The organism is Vibrio sp. SCSIO 43155 (assembly GCF_023716605.1).
In the GTDB taxonomy this organism is placed as follows: domain Bacteria; phylum Pseudomonadota; class Gammaproteobacteria; order Enterobacterales; family Vibrionaceae; genus Vibrio; species Vibrio harveyi.
This window is the reverse complement of sequence record NZ_CP071852.1, coordinates 367681-381530: the sequence shown is the minus strand read 5'-3', so window position 1 is coordinate 381530 and position 13850 is coordinate 367681. Positions and strand designations below refer to the sequence as shown.

Below are 13850 nucleotides of genomic sequence, written 5' to 3'. Positions count from 1 at the left end.
GGTATCTGTCATATGCGCTCGGGTTTGTTGAGACGAAAAAAAGAGAAGCATTGCTGCTTCTCCTTTTGTGGATAGGATGAGGTTATTACTAAGCTTGATCTTTACTGCTTGCTAGGATTTGACTGTAAATATAGCCATATTCAGACTTATCGTTCTTCCATGCAGAAAGGTTGTTCTTCAGATCTAGGAATCGTGCTTCTTGTATCTCTTCTTTATATACTTGGCTCTCGAAGTCTTCCAGCTTGGCCATGTCAGACATGTAAAAAAAGTAGTCATCCAAAGATATTTGCTTCGCCACTTCCGATAGCGTTAAGTCGTACTTTGTGAGATAAGAGTACAACCATGCTTTAATAAACAACCAACGGTATTGAGCTCTAAGATCTCGTGATTTAGCGAATTTATTTTTGCTGATTTCCTTGAATATGAAATCATTTGGAGCTGATGGCATTTCCGGCTTTGAACCTAGTTTTTTGACTAAGTGATGCGCCAATACAGCATCAATATATCGAGAGTATTTATTCTCATACCCTTTAGGGACAATAAACCTGACTTTTTTCTTAGTCTCAGCTCGTCTTACTTTGGTCATTTCTCGAAACCAAAGCTTCGTAAAACTAGGGACACGCACACTAAGGAGGCGCTGATACTCTTGTAGCAACAATTTAGCGAGCAATGCGTACCTAGCATCCTTATCGAATGCCTTCAGCTCACCCACTGATCCGCACCATCAGTTTTGGACACTGCGTTAAGTGAGTACAATCACTAACGAGGTGGACAATGACAACCAAGAAAACACGAATCAAACATGCTCCCGAATTTAAAGCCGAAGCACTTAAGTTGGCTGAGAAAGTCGGTGTCGCGGCTGCTGCACGACAGCTATCGTTATATGAATCTCAAATCTATGGGTGGCGTAAAGCCGTTAAAAAAGACGCGAAGATCAGCGACAGAGAAAGAGAGCTCGCCACTGAAAATGCCAAACTCAAACGATTACTGGCTGAGCAAGCTGAAGAGCTAGATATCGTAAAAAAGGCCGCCACCTACTTCGCGAAAAATCTAAAGTAGATTGTTATGAGTTTATGCTCGAACACCTGATGCGGTATAGGATTGTCCGTATGGCTAAGGTGTTTGAGGTTTCTCGAAGTTGGTTTTATTACTGGATTAATCATCGCCACAAAGTTACTCAACGCAATGAGCACCGCAAACAGCTTGATAGCAAGGTTCGAGAAGTTTTTGCAAATAATAAGGAACGCGATGGTGCACGGCGTATTCAAAAAGAGCTTGAAGAGAATGGGAATAAGCACGATGTAAAAACCATTGCTGCGAGTATGAAGCGCCAGAGCTTAGTCGCGAAAGCTGCCCGTAAGTTTAAATGTACGACAGACAGTAAGCATAAGCTTCCTGTCGCACCGAACTTACTTGAGCAAGACTTTAATGCGATAGCGCCGAATCAAAAATGGGCTGGCGATATTACCTATCTAGCGACAAGCGAAGGTTGGATGTATTTAGCTGTTGTCATCGATTTATACTCACGGCAAGTCGTTGGTTGGTCAATGAACACTAGAATGACGGCGACTCTGGTCTGTGATGCGCTATCAATGGCATTATTCCGCAGAGGTATGCCAGAAGGGGTGATTATCCATAGCGATAGAGGTAGTCAGTATTGTTCAAAAGACTACCGAGACTTAATTGCAGCCCATAATCTAAAACAAAGTATGAGCAGGAAAGGAAATTGTTGGGATAACGCTTGTGTTGAGAGCTTTTTCCACTCAATGAAAGTAGAAGCCGTCCAATACGAGCCGATAATGACGCGAGAAGAGATGCGCCAAGCACTTTTTGAGTATATCGAAGTTGATTATAATCGAACAAGAAGGCACAGTGCCCTTGGGTATCTAAGCCCAGTTAACTTTGAAAAACAATATGTCGCTTAATGCGCTGTCCAGTCTGGCTGGAGCAGATCAGTTTTTTCATTACTACATTTCCTTATTAGATTTACTGATTGAAGAATTTGAAAGTGATTGCTGTCGGCGTCGTCGGTACGACTTCAGCGACGATAGATGGAAGGGTTATTTTGTTTTCTTGTCTGCGAGCGCTAACAGCTCTGCTTTTCGGTGTTGGTATTCGTCGCCGAGTACGTGAAGATAAATTGATGATTCTGACTTTTGGGCTAGACCTAAGTCTCTAACTATTGAGGCGCAAAACCCTTGGTTATTGGCTGAGCCTGAAGGATATAGGGATTGATAGACCTGACTTTTCCACGGGTTATCACCTTGAGATTCGATCAACTGGAATAGTTCGTTAAGTAGAACCCAGTGTTTTGAATGTAATCCGGCCCCACCACTTTGTCCGGCAATACGAAAGTAGAGTTGAGCATCTTCACTGTTTTGAGCAACCTCGTAGAGCACCATTCCTTGGGCCTTTGATCCTACTTTGGGTGCTTCACCTGTTTTGAGAATGGTAGAGAATGGATTGTCTTCTGGTGTGGTTTTAGATGTATCAACTCCTGCATTCTTCCTGCTGTTTTTGGCTTGGTTCATAGAAACTCCTTTATACGTCGAACTGGAAAGAAGAGTACTCCCACCGGACTAATCCAGTAAAAGTTATTACAATTCAATAATATAAATTCGATTTTCAGCTTAATACGACTAGGAGTTTTTCCTGTCTTCTCCGGTACCGTTCCTGTCTTTCCGCCCAACTTTAACCCCATACCTCGTCGGCGTCGTCGTACTAATCACACTCAACAATTCCCGTCGGCGACGTCAATAAAATCATGCGGGTAATCAGGTGATGCGATTTTGCTGGTGGATTTCGGAGTGATTCGGGGCAGGGTTTCTATGTTGATTGTGCGGTGAGGTTGCGTCAGACCTTCGCTCATAATCGATTGGTCCCCAGTTCAAGTCTGGGAGGGGCCACCATATTTCGAAAGGCTCGTAGAGAAATCTACGGGCCTTTGTTGTATCTGGAAGATAGAGATTCCATCCAATATCCTCATCGCAAGCCAAGCCAAGCGCTTACGTTTAGGTTTTCCAGCTAAGGGCGCTCTAATTCAAGCTTGCTGACCTGATACTCTTCTGTTGCTGAAACTAAGCCGGGACGGTTAATCACTTTCCATAAGAAATAAGGCGGGATCAGGAATGCGATAAAGTAGAACGATTCATGGAAAAAAATATGGGCAATATTCTCTTGATGTTCGCACAGCGCTACAAGAGCGCAGAAGTCCAGTAAGATACTCAATACTCCGAATACCACAGAGACAACAATGGTTAAGCCTAACAACTCTCTGAGGTAATGTTTAAAGGCCATTCTAGTAATTCCTTCTAGCTAATAAGTGCGGTCAAAATTACGCCTCTAACTCCTTCTGTGAATTGACTTTTATCAACTTCATTGCCAAACAAATAAGAACTTAGTTTTATAAAAGATCACTTGCATAAACGAGAAAAACCACAGCACTTATAATGCAATCGATTGAGCATAAAAAAGCCAGTCAAATGACTGGCTTGTGAGATTGGGTTGAAACTTGAGATAATCTTGCTTAGTCCGATAGGTAATACTGAACAGTTGAAACAACGCGTACCTTCTTGATGTAAGGCGTATTGCTATCTCGGTCATAAATTGAGAACTGACCTTGTGTCGCTCGCTTAATTTTACCGAGCGAGCTCTGTGAGTCTTTAGCAAATTTTTCTGCTACTTCTCGTGCATTCTTCGTCGCTTCCTCAATCATATCAGGCTTAATCTCGTTAAGCTTAGTAAAGCTGTACTCCACACGATTCGAGTAAGGATCTTGGTTTAATAAAACGCCCTGTTTGCCTAGTTCGCCAATTTCATTGATTGCCGCTCTCACCAAATCAATGTTCTGGCTGTAAACCGTCACAGTTCGGTTTGCGAGGTAGCGATATTCGATATCTTGCTCACTACCATATTGCTGAGCTTTACGGTCAATGACAGCTGGTGATGACAGAGAGAAGTTTGATTCATTCAGTCCTTTTGCCACAAGAAAATCAATGACCAGCTTAGTCTGCTGATCAATGTCATCAAACATTGCTGTCATATCATTACTCGCCACAGTAAATTGAATAGGCCAAATTACTGTATCCGCTGGGTACTCTCGCTCAGACAAGCCTTTCACCGTAACCACACGTTCATACGCTTTGTATTTCACCGCTGTCTGCTGGATAAAGAAACCCAACACTCCCAAACCAATAATTAGACACAGCCCTAACCATATTGACGCTTTGTTGGAAACGTTCTCCATTCATCCTCCTGATTTCGTTAAACCAATCAATTTGTTATGCAGATAAGATAGCCTAGGAATGGCAACAAAATAGCGACCAAAAGCTAAATTTCTGTCATATCACTCGAAATGATGAAGACAATAACATAAAATCGAACAGTGTTTTATTATTGAGTTAATCATCATGTTGAAAACAAAGTTAATGCTTATTATTAGTGGAGTCTTCATCTCAACTTCTTGTTTTAGTGCCAACAATATGACCTCTGAAGACCCAACGATTGATAAGCAAATCACCGAAGAAAATACGCATGAAGAGCGAACATTGGCTTGCGAAGAAGAACCTTGTGGAACCAAGGGGTTTGATGGTCGTCTACTATTGGAAAATGAACCAACCAAACAGGTATTAAGCTCTATAGAGTCAATCAGTAAAACGCTTAACGCCATGAGCGTCCTGATGTTTGCCGGTGATAAATCATAAACAAACTCCCCTCATAAATCTGGGTGAATAGCCTTTGTTCAATAAAGCTTCACGGCTTTGTCATCAAAGGCTCATGCTTTTGCCTCTGAACTGTCATCTGTAATTTCTACCATCCAATCAGCAACTTGTACGCTGAGGTAAATATGGATAGTTCGACCCCCTTTCGTCTCCCTCGTAAAACGCCATTTGGCATTGGTGAAAATGTTACTGAATGGGCAACGGGTTTAAACCAACTTGATAAGTTCTACGCCCGACGACCTATCAATGCCGACACCAAAACCTTTCTCCGCTTTACTCTAGATATCTTGGGCATCGATTATCGTATCACTCATGGTTCACTCGACTCTGTTCCTAAGCAAGGTGCAACCGTCATTGTGGCGAACCACCCTCTAGGGTGTGTGGAAGGCGTGATCTTGGCGGAGCTGTTATTGATGGTCAGGGGTGATATTCAAATTTTAGCCAATCAATACCTTAAGACCGTTCCTGAGCTGGATCAGCTCTTCATTGGCGTCGATGTATTTGAAGGCAAAGACGCTGTCAAATCCAACATGAAAGCGCTTAGAGCAGCCAACAAGCATCTGGCTAATGGTGGCTTATTACTCGTCTTTCCTGCCGGTGAAGTATCGCAATTAGTCGATGCGAAACCACAACGTATAGAAGACAAAGAGTGGAGCCGCAGTGTCAGTAGCCTTATCCGCAAAAACAAAGCGACCACGGTACCAGTCTTTATCAGTGGTCAAAATTCCAAACGCTTTTACATGGCGGGGAAAATCCACCCACTTTTGCGCACCCTAATGCTTGGTCGAGAGCTATTGAACAAACACGCACAAACCATCAAGCTTTCGTTTGGGCAAGCCATAAAATTTAAAGAACTCAACACACTTAACGATGATCAGGTCGTGAACTATTTGCGCCTCAATACTTATTTACTTAATCGTGACACCCAACCAATCAAGCCCTCGTCCTCTTCGGAAATGCTCTCTCCAATTGCGGCAGGGTTACCCATAGGCGAATTGCTTGGAGAGCTGAACAACCTACCAGAAGAAGCAAAGCTACTCGAAAGTGGAGAGTTCGATGTCTATTGTGCTGAGGCGAAGAGCATTCCTTCTCTACTGCATGAAATTGGTCGTCTACGTGAATTCAATTTTCGTCAAGTTGGTGAAGGCACTGGATTAGCGATAGATATTGATCACTTCGATCATGACTATCTGCACCTATTTGTGTGGGACAGAGAAAACCAATGCTTGGTCGGCGCTTATCGCTTAGGTCTGGTTGATCAACTGATTGAGAAGCGTGGTGTAGAAGGTCTGTATTCACGTACACTGTTTAACTATGACCAGTGCTTTTTAGATCAGATGGGAAAATCGATCGAGATGGGGCGTTCGGTGATCGCTCAGCAATATCAAAAGAGCATGAGTGCATTATTGCTACTGTGGAAAGGCATTGCGACCTTCGTACATCAAAACCCAGATTACACACACCTATTTGGTCCAGTCAGTATCAGCAATGACTACAGCGACACAGCACGCCAGTTGTTGGCTCAATCAATGACACTGCACCACTATGACAAAGACTGTGCAGAATACGTCACGCCATCTAACCCTCTGCCAGAGAACCATCGTGGTTGGAATACCAGCATGCTTACGGCATTAGGCGATTTACAACTACTGTCTCGAGTGATTGCCAGAATTGACGAAGGGAAAGGTGTGCCAGTGTTGCTACGTCAGTATTTAAGTCTCAACGGCAAGCTGGTTTGCTTCAATGTAGATCCAGCATTCAACAACGCTTTGGATGGATTGATCATGGTTGACTTGCGTAATGTCCAAGAAAAAACATTAGCACGGTACATGGGGGGCGAGCAGGCTCACCGTTACTTAGGTCAACACCGCTGAGTATTGAAATATCAATGAAAAGTGCGTTGTCATGGATAGAATGAAGCCCTAGAGCAATGCACTTCTAATCTTTCTATCACTAATGACATATCACTGCGTGAAGTGGCTCGAAAAGACATTCATCAACGCAATTTATCAAAACCTTAGCGATGACATTGGTCACGCTAATTACGTCAAAAACTTTCACAAATTACCAAACTAGACATAGATCACACTTACAAGACCAGGCAATACAACACAAAGTGTGACATTGATCACTTTCGGTATTTAATTCGGATTTCAAAAGAAATCAAAAGTGATCTAAATCACAAAGTATTTTGGATTTAAATTTGTCAGAAGATCGAATTGATCACTAGTATTTTTATTGACAGATTTGAAAGTGGCTTTTTGTTATTTATTTACAGGTCAATAAGTCGATCTAAGTCACTTAAAAACCGTTTCTCAGCCTAGGAAATGCGGGCGTAGATCACGAAAAACCCGTTGTCAGTTCCAATTGGAAAATGTGTGGTAAATTGATTGGGTACTAAGCAATCAAACAAGCGGTTTTGGCGAACCGTTTACTACAACAATATTCATCAGAACATCGAACGGGGAATTGTTATGATATCACCAGATGCCAAGATCAAGATACAAAATTTTGGTCGTTTTCTGTCAAACATGGTAATGCCAAACATCGGCGCGTTTATCGCGTGGGGCTTTATCACTGCTCTATTCATCCCAACTGGATGGCTACCTAACGAAACGTTAGCCTCTATGGTTGGTCCTATGATTACCTACTTGCTACCACTGCTTATCGGTTATACCGGTGGTAAATTAGTCGGTGGCGATCGCGGTGCGGTAGTCGGCGCAATCACAACAATGGGTGTGATTGTCGGTACAGACATCCCAATGTTTATGGGTGCAATGATGGTCGGTCCGATGGGTGGCTGGGCGATCAAAAAATTCGATAACTACATCGACGGTAAAGTAAAAAGTGGCTTTGAGATGTTGGTTAACAACTTCTCTGCAGGCATCATCGGCATGCTATGTGCGATTCTTGCTTTTATCTTTATCGGTCCATTCGTAAAAATTCTATCTGGTGGCTTAGCAGCTGGCGTTAACTTCCTAGTATCTGCTCACCTGTTACCACTGACTTCAATCTTCGTTGAACCTGCGAAGATCCTGTTCCTAAACAACGCGATCAACCACGGTATCTTCTCTCCACTAGGTATCCAACAAGCGTCTGAGACAGGTCAATCTATCTTCTTCCTAATCGAAGCGAACCCAGGTCCTGGTCTAGGTATCTTGCTGGCTTACATGGTGTTTGGTAAAGGAACGGCTCGTCAAACTGCCGGTGGTGCATCAATCATCCACTTCTTCGGCGGTATCCACGAAATTTACTTCCCATACATTTTAATGAACCCTCGCCTAATCCTAGCAGCTATTGCTGGTGGTATGACTGGCGTATTCGTTCTAACAATGTTTAACGCAGGTATCGTTTCTCCAGCATCACCAGGTTCAATCTTCGCTATCTTGTTGATGACTCAGAAAGGTTCAATCGTAGGTGTACTCGCATCTATCGCAGCAGCAACAGGTGTGTCATTCGCAGTAGCGGCACTACTAATGAAGACGCAAACGTCAACAGAAGAAGACGGTGATGAAGCTGCACTAGAGAAAGCAACATCACAAATGAAAGACATGAAATCTGCATCTAAAAACGATGCGGTGGTAAACAGCCAAAGCAAAGGTGACGTAGACCTAGCGACAGTACAAAGCATCATTGTCGCTTGCGATGCGGGCATGGGTTCAAGCGCAATGGGTGCAAGCATGCTGCGCAAAAAGGTTCAAGACGCCGGTCTGAACATCCATGTAACCAACCTTGCTATTAACAGCTTACCAGAGAGTGCAGATATCGTGATTACTCATAAAGACTTAACGGATCGTGCACGTAAGCATGCTCCGAACGCACACCACATTTCATTGACGAACTTCCTAGACAGCGAAATGTACAACCAGCTAGTCACCAAACTACTAGCAGCACAAAACCAATCCGCAGCCAATGACGACCAAATGGTAAAAGTGTCGGTAATGGCGGCGAACGACGACAGCTTTGAACCACAGCAACCATCTGTATTCCAAATTCAACGTGAGAACATTCACCTAGGTTTGAAAGCAGCCAACAAAGAAGAAGCCATTCGCTTTGCAGGCAACAAATTAGTTGAACTTGGCTACGCAGAACCAGAATACGTAGACGCGATGTTTGAACGTGAAGCGTTGGTTCCAACTTACCTAGGCGAATCTATCGCAGTACCTCACGGTACCGTAGAAGCGAAAGACCGCGTGAAGAAAACAGGCATTGTAATCTGCCAATACCCTGCGGGTATCCAATTTACTGAAGACGACGATGATGTAGCAAAACTGGTTATCGGCATTGCCGCTAAGAACGATGAGCACATCCAGGTGATTACCACCATTACAAACGCGCTCGATGAGCCGGAGGCAATTGAGAAGCTAACTAGCACCAACGATGTAGAAGAGATTCTGAACATCCTTGGTGGTCAGCAAGCGGCTTAATCACTCCTTTTAATTTGCTCCTGAGCAAACCGAGGTCAGCTGTCACCCCCTATGCGGTTGGCCTCACCCTAGATTCGTTTTAGTCAACATTTCAGACATTGGTAGGTAAGAATTATGAAAAACGCAGTTCATTTTGGCGCAGGTAACATTGGTCGTGGCTTCATCGGAAAACTATTGGCAGATGCAGAAGTCGAGGTCACATTTGCAGACGTTGATGCTCCACTGGTTGATCAACTTAGCCACAAACAAGAATACAAAGTAAAAGTGGTCGGTACGGAATGCCAGATTGACACCGTAACCCACGTCACCGCTGTTAACTCCGCCAGCGAAGATGTCATCGATCGCATTGTAAAAACTGACTTGGTAACCACTGCCGTAGGTCCCAACGTACTGGACATCATTGCAAAAACCATCGCGACCGGCATTGCAAAGCGCTTTGCGGCAGGCAACGAAAAACCGTTGAACATCATCGCGTGCGAAAACATGGTTCGTGGCACGACTCACCTAAAAGGTGAAGTGTACAAACATTTGGATGAATCATTACACGCGAAAGCAGACGAGCTAGTTGGCTTCGTCGACTCCGCAGTGGACCGCATCGTACCACCAGCAGAAGCCGCGAACGATGACCCACTAGAAGTCACGGTAGAGAGTTTTAGTGAATGGATTGTGGATGAACAGCAATTCAAAGGTGAAATCCCTGATATCGCTGGCATGGAAAGAACCAACAATCTAATGGCGTTTGTCGAGCGTAAGCTGTTCACCCTAAATACGGGTCACTGCATTACCGCTTACTTAGGTTGCTTGAAAGGACATCGCACTATTCGCGAAGCAATTGAAGACCCAAGCATTCACGCAGAAGTAAAACAAGCAATGCAAGAAAGCGGAGAAGTACTGATCAAACGCTATGGTTTTGACCGCGACATGCACAACGCTTACATCGAAAAGATCCTAGGTCGCTTTGCCAACCCTTATTTAGTTGATGAAGTTGATCGTGTTGGTCGCCAACCAATTCGTAAATTGGGGACGAACGATAGATTAGTGAAGCCTTTACTCGGTACAATTGAGTATGGCACTGAAAATAAAACACTTTTGAAAGGCATTGCTGCTGCGTTGAAGTACACTAACGACACCGACCCACAAGCAGTAGAACTGCAAACCTCATTAAAAGAAGTGGGTGTGAAGAAGACGCTAGCGACATACACAGGTCTTGCAGAAGACAGTGCTGAAGTGGCTCAAATCGAGACACTTTACAACCAACTTTGATTTACCTAGGGGAGCTTGGCTCCCCTTCTATATCCTTATCCACTTAAAGAGATGGGGATACTAATAATTAGAAATGTATTCAGTATATGGCAGATAACATCAACGAAACCGAGATCATTGAGCGATTAAACAGCGCACCTTCGGTACGAGGCTTTTTTATTGCAACCGTCGACGTATTTAACGATTCGATCGATGGGCTAGTGCAAAGAATTTTTCGTAAAGATAACTTCGCTGTCCAATCTGTGGTCGGTCCGCTGCTACAAGACTCAGGACCGCTGGGCGATCTATCTGTTCGTTTGAAGTTATTGTTTGGCTTAGGTGTGCTTCCCGATGACATTTATCACGACATCGAAGACATCATCAAACTCAAAAACCAACTCAATAGTGACGCTTCTGATTACGAGTTCACAGACCCCAATATTCTAGAGCCAATCAAAAAACTGCACTTGGTGAAGAAGATGGGTATGGTACAACTCGAAGTCAGCGAACCAGATGACGATATCGACCTTGAGTTTTATCAGCTTCAACTGCAACGTCAACAACAAATCATTAAGTCAGGGCTCTCGCTTGCAATTGTCGAAATCTGCAATGAACTCGGCAAAGAGAGCCCATTCTAACGCTATTTATACCCAAGTTACCTTCAAAAGGATTCGAGGTTGCTTGGGTATAACAACATAATCAATGTCAGCCGCTCTACACCCTACGTAGGAGCTCTACCAATGTTAAAAGCTGTACTTTTTGATATGGATGGACTGATTTTCGACACCGAGTCTATCTACAAACAGAGTTGGCAGTACGCCGCCACCGAGCAAGGCTTAGCCATCACTGATGATTTCTATCAACAATTCATCGGCGTCCAAGACCCTGAATGTGAAAGAATACTCGCCGAGCATTTTCAACAAGCCATCGATATGCCGCGCTACAAGGCTGTGCGAGATGAGCATTTCCATCACCTCAGAGACCAAGGTATTGCGCTCAAACCTGGCTTCGATTCGTTGTTACGAGCCATTAAACAACGTGGTTTGCTCACTGCTATTGTGACCTCTTCTCATCTCCCAGAAGTAAAACATAACTTCAATAATACTGAGTACCTTACCCAGTTCGATTTAGTGATTACCGCTGAAGATGTAGAACGTGGTAAGCCCAACCCCGACTGCTATCAAATGGCTTGTCACCACCTCGGCATCGATGCAAAAGAAAGCCTTGTATTGGAAGATTCGAACAATGGCATTAAAGCTGCTCTCGCTGCTGAATGCCACGCCGTGATGATTCCAGATTTACTGCCACCACTGCAGGAATTTAAAGATAAAGTGATAATTAAAGCATCTCTTGAGGAAGTGATTCCGCTTCTGGATACGCTTTAGCTGCGGGCAATATTAAACAGAACTGGGTTTGGTGTTCTTCTGAAGTCACGGTGATCTTGCCATCATAAGCGTGAACGATCGACTGTGTGATCGACAACCCTAGCCCAGCTCCAACGCTGCCAGAATGTTGGCGTGACTTGTCGACTCGATAAAAGCGATCAAATAGATACGGTAGATTTTGCTTAGGTATCGTCTCACCGACGTTGTGAACGGTAATGGTGACAAACTCATCACTCTGCTCGACATCAACACGAATCGTTGTTTCATCATAAGCATGGCGAATGGCATTAGAGAGCAAATTCCCTACCGCTCTCTCAAACATATTTCGATCCATGTACAACATCGCTTGCCCCGAAGTGATGATGCTCAAAGCAGAATCTTCCGCCAGTATGTCAAAGTACTCGATTAAGTGAGCAAGCTGTTCATGAACAGCGAAGTGCTCATTGTGTCGATGGATAAGCTTATTCTCCGCTTTTGCGATATACAGCAAATCATTGATGGTCTTGGTAATTCGGTTTAACTCTTCAAGCGTAGAAGCAATCGCTTCTTGGTATTCCTCCGATGTACGGCACGCGCCTAATATCACTTGGTTTTGGGTCGTAATATTGGTCAAAGGCGTTTTGAGCTCATGAGCAATATCAGAAGAAAACTCACTCAAACGATGAAAACCAGTTTGTAACCGATCCAGCATGGCATTGTGCTTAGTAGCAAGTTCACGTAGCTCTACTGGTAAGGTTTCTGGGGCAATGCGGATATCCAACTGTTCTGGTGTGATGTGTTGAATGTGCTTATTTAAGGTCAAAATGGGCTTTAAACCGCGATTAACGATCACCCGGCTAAATAGCGTCGATGCAATAAATGCGAAGCCTAAAGACCAAAATAAGATCCAACCAAGCTTATTTAAGAATAATCGATGATGGTTGATGCTCACGCCAATAACAACAGTGACATCTTTGGTTTTAAAAGCGAACGCTCGAATATCTAACGAGTTTTCACGCCACTCTATCGCATTGTTTTGATTTAAGATCTGTGGAGAGCTCAGCGTCAACGACAAATCCTTAGGGATAGAGAGCGTCGAGTTTTTGTAAGTCAGTGCTTCCTCTTTAAATGCCCACATATAGACAGAGCTATTGTCGATAAGTAGATAAGCCGACTCCGGCGAGACCAGCATCGTCTTTTCTATCGAGTTATATTTGGTCACTGTGTCGTTGTAATCTTGGGTGAAGAAATGACGTTCGATGGTGTAATACAGAATGAATGCTAAAGCGAGATATACCACCAATGTCGTGCCAACAAACATCAAAACGAGCTTGTTTTGCATAGAGAGGTTGGCTGGTAGCTTACGCATCAAGAGCTTCCAACTTGTAGCCCATCCCCCTAACGGTGTGGATCAAAGGTACCTCAAACGGCTTGTCGACCTTTTGGCGCAATCGCTTAACGGCAACATCGATAACATTAGTGTCGCTATCAAAGTTCATATCCCACACCAGTGAAGCAATGGTCGTTCGTGATAGGACTTGTCCCTCTTTTCGCATCAACAGCTCAAGTAGCGCGTATTCTTTGGCAGTTAAAGTGATGGTTTGCCCGTTCCGCGTCGCAACTCGCTTCATCATGTCCAGCTTTAGGTCGGCTATTTGCAGCGTCTGCGAAGAAGTTAAAACTCGCGAGGAAGTATGATGGCGAAACACATTTTGAATTCTCGCCAGAAGCTCGGCAAAGGCATAAGGTTTGACGACGTAATCATTGGCTCCTAATTCAAAACCACGAACACGATCCTCAATTTGTTCTTTAGCCGTAAGCATAATGACCGGGGTATGGATATCACTGCTACGCAGGGTGTTAAGGACTTGCCAACCGTCGAGCTTTGGTAACATGATATCGAGAAGAATAAGATCATAAGACTCACTTGTTGCATGATACAGCCCGTCTACACCATCGCGCACCCAGTCAACAACATAACCCGATTCTACCAGCCCTTTTTGCAAGTATTCTCCGGCTTTCAATTCATCTTCTACAATCAGTAATTTCAACTTCTATCCTCAACCTCAGCCATCAAAAAAAGAGTACAACGCAAC

General features: G+C 43.9%; 13 protein-coding genes. 7 read left to right on the top strand and 6 right to left on the bottom strand.

Annotated elements, in window-relative coordinates; all coding sequences use genetic code 11:
• Window positions 1–88: 88 nt before the first annotated feature.
• Complete coding sequence (locus J4N44_RS01810) at window positions 89–586, bottom strand: hypothetical protein (protein WP_252044794.1); 498 nt, start codon at window positions 584–586, stop codon at window positions 89–91.
• 188 nt (window positions 587–774) lie between these two features.
• Between J4N44_RS01810 and J4N44_RS01805 the strand changes: the two genes are divergently transcribed.
• Window positions 775–1925, top strand: a protein-coding gene (locus J4N44_RS01805) for an IS3 family transposase (RefSeq protein ID WP_252044793.1) whose coding sequence is annotated in 2 segments (ribosomal slippage) — window positions 775–1018 and window positions 1018–1925 — 1152 coding nt in all. Because the reading frame shifts where the segments join, the coding sequence is not laid out codon by codon here.
• A gap of 135 nt (window positions 1926–2060) precedes the next feature.
• On the opposite strand, the gene J4N44_RS01800 is transcribed toward J4N44_RS01805, so the two are convergent.
• From J4N44_RS01800 to J4N44_RS01790, 3 genes are all read right to left on the bottom strand, one after another.
• Window positions 2061–2531, bottom strand: coding sequence for a hypothetical protein (locus J4N44_RS01800; RefSeq protein ID WP_252044792.1), 471 nt, complete (start codon window positions 2529–2531; stop codon window positions 2061–2063).
• Window positions 2532–3024: 493 nt separating this feature from the next.
• A complete protein-coding gene (locus J4N44_RS01795) occupies window positions 3025–3297 on the bottom strand; it encodes a hypothetical protein (RefSeq protein ID WP_009698831.1) in 273 nt (90 codons plus the stop codon).
• A gap of 229 nt (window positions 3298–3526) precedes the next feature.
• Window positions 3527–4246 carry an SIMPL domain-containing protein gene (locus J4N44_RS01790; RefSeq protein ID WP_005450432.1) on the bottom strand — a complete coding sequence of 240 codons (720 nt, stop codon included), beginning with the start codon at window positions 4244–4246 and terminating at the stop codon, window positions 3527–3529.
• Between the two features lie 163 nt (window positions 4247–4409).
• Between J4N44_RS01790 and J4N44_RS01785 the strand changes: the two genes are divergently transcribed.
• The 6 genes from J4N44_RS01785 to J4N44_RS01760 all read left to right on the top strand — a co-directional run bounded on the left by J4N44_RS01785 (window position 4410) and on the right by J4N44_RS01760 (window position 11775).
• The gene (locus J4N44_RS01785) at window positions 4410–4703 is read left to right on the top strand and encodes a hypothetical protein (protein ID WP_045490767.1); all 294 of its coding nucleotides are present in this window, start codon (window positions 4410–4412) and stop codon (window positions 4701–4703) included.
• Between the two features lie 143 nt (window positions 4704–4846).
• The gene (locus J4N44_RS01780; protein ID WP_009703571.1) at window positions 4847–6595 is read left to right on the top strand and encodes a bifunctional lysophospholipid acyltransferase family protein/GNAT family N-acetyltransferase; all 1749 of its coding nucleotides are present in this window, start codon (window positions 4847–4849) and stop codon (window positions 6593–6595) included.
• Window positions 6596–7195: 600 nt separating this feature from the next.
• Window positions 7196–9148 (top strand): PTS mannitol transporter subunit IICBA, encoded by a 1953-nt coding sequence (locus J4N44_RS01775; protein WP_009698834.1) that lies wholly within the window; start codon window positions 7196–7198, stop codon window positions 9146–9148.
• A 114-nt stretch (window positions 9149–9262) separates the two neighbouring features.
• Window positions 9263–10411, top strand: coding sequence for a mannitol-1-phosphate 5-dehydrogenase (locus J4N44_RS01770; protein WP_009699226.1), 1149 nt, complete (start codon window positions 9263–9265; stop codon window positions 10409–10411).
• An 86-nt stretch (window positions 10412–10497) separates the two neighbouring features.
• Window positions 10498–11028, top strand: coding sequence for an MltR family transcriptional regulator (locus tag J4N44_RS01765; protein WP_005450437.1), 531 nt, complete (start codon window positions 10498–10500; stop codon window positions 11026–11028).
• 102 nt (window positions 11029–11130) lie between these two features.
• On the top strand, window positions 11131–11775 hold the full coding sequence (locus J4N44_RS01760) for an HAD family hydrolase (RefSeq protein WP_005450438.1): 645 nt from the start codon (window positions 11131–11133) through the stop codon (window positions 11773–11775).
• Here J4N44_RS01760 and J4N44_RS01755 read toward each other — a convergent pair.
• Together J4N44_RS01755 and J4N44_RS01750 are read right to left on the bottom strand one after the other, a co-directional pair.
• Window positions 11729–13123 carry a heavy metal sensor histidine kinase gene (locus J4N44_RS01755; protein ID WP_017817259.1) on the bottom strand — a complete coding sequence of 465 codons (1395 nt, stop codon included), beginning with the start codon at window positions 13121–13123 and terminating at the stop codon, window positions 11729–11731. The genes J4N44_RS01760 and J4N44_RS01755 overlap by 47 nt on opposite strands.
• Window positions 13116–13805, bottom strand: coding sequence for a heavy metal response regulator transcription factor (locus tag J4N44_RS01750; protein ID WP_009698838.1), 690 nt, complete (start codon window positions 13803–13805; stop codon window positions 13116–13118). The genes J4N44_RS01755 and J4N44_RS01750 overlap by 8 nt, the downstream gene beginning before the upstream one ends.
• Window positions 13806–13850 lie beyond the last annotated feature (45 nt).